Here is a 1,235-nt window from a genome sequence, read left to right as displayed (position 1 = left end):
TGTAGTGGTCAACTGATCCCGGACACGACGTTAAGTTTTTTCTCGGCCTGAGCCGGTGGCAGCCCACCATTAAATTGGTGCGGTCGAATCCAGTTGTACCTGTGCATCAAAAAATGGCTGATATCCCGCTGAGCTTGTTGGACCGTCGTGTAGCCCATGGTCGGTATCCACTCGGTTTTCAGGCTCCTGAACACCCGCTCCATCGGCGCATTATCCCAACAATTTCCCCGCCGGCTCATGCTCTGACGCATGCGATATCGCCAAAGGCGCTGGCGAAAACTCCGGCTTCCATATTGCGAGCCCTGGTCGGAGTGGAACAGCAGACCTTGAGGCTTCCCTCGCTGCTCGTAAGCTATGTCCAAGGCCTTGATGACCAAGTCCGCATCCGGCTTTCCCGACAACGCCCAGCCCACAACACGGCGGGCAAAAAGATCTAGCACAACTGCCAGATACTGCCATTTCCCTTGAGCCCAGATGTAAGTGATATCGCCACACCAGACGTGGTCAGGAGCGGGCACATCAAACTCCCGGTTCAAGATATTAGGAATGTCGGGCCGCTCGACCGTCGCCTTTTTGTAAGCATGCGATCCCGGTTGTTTGCTGACCAACTCCAGCTCGCGCATCAGGCTGCGCACTTTGAATCGCCCGATCTGCTCGCCGTCGTCCTGCATCATGGCCATGATGCTACGGCTACCGGGAGCACTGCGGCCTTGGGTGAACAACTCGTTCACCCGACTGCGCAATCGAAGGCGTTCTACATCCGGTGTGCGGCGCCTCAGACGCCGAGCGTAGTAGCATGAGCGGGTCACTTCAAACACCTTGCACAGCCAATCAACCGGCTCGTGGATGCTCAACTGGTCAATCAGCGCGAACGCTCGAGATCTTCCGACATCAAGAGCGCGGTAGCCTTTTTTAAGATCGATTTTTCCCGCTCAAGGCGGGCAATTCGGGCTTCCAGCTCTTGGATTTTCTGCTGCTCCGGGGTCAGCGCTTTGCTCTGCGGGGTGACGCCCGTGCGTTCTTGCTGCACCTGGTCGACCCATCGACGCAAAGCCGACTCGCCGACACCAAGCGAGCGGCTGGCCTCAATGAAGCTGTAATCCTGCTTGAGAACGAGGTCGGCAGCCTCGCGTTTAAATTCAGGGGAAAAGGTACGGCGTTGCTTGGTCATCAGACACCTCTCTGTGGCGAGCATTCTCGCCTAAATGGGTGTCCGGTTTCATTAGACCACTACA

General features: G+C 56.7%; 1 protein-coding gene. It reads right to left on the bottom strand.

The window, feature by feature from the left end:
- Positions 1-8 precede the first annotated feature (8 nt).
- Positions 9-1,171 (bottom strand): IS3 family transposase gene (locus IFT98_RS20925; protein WP_192051415.1). Its coding sequence is split into 2 segments (ribosomal slippage): positions 9-919 and positions 919-1,171, totalling 1,164 coding nucleotides; the frame shifts between segments, so codons are not numbered across the junction.
- Between the last annotated feature and the right edge of the window lie 64 nt (positions 1,172-1,235).

Source organism: Pseudomonas sp. CFBP 8770 (genome assembly GCF_014841705.1).
Taxonomy (GTDB): Bacteria; Pseudomonadota; Gammaproteobacteria; order Pseudomonadales; family Pseudomonadaceae; genus Aquipseudomonas.
This window is presented reverse-complemented; position numbering and strand designations above follow the sequence as displayed.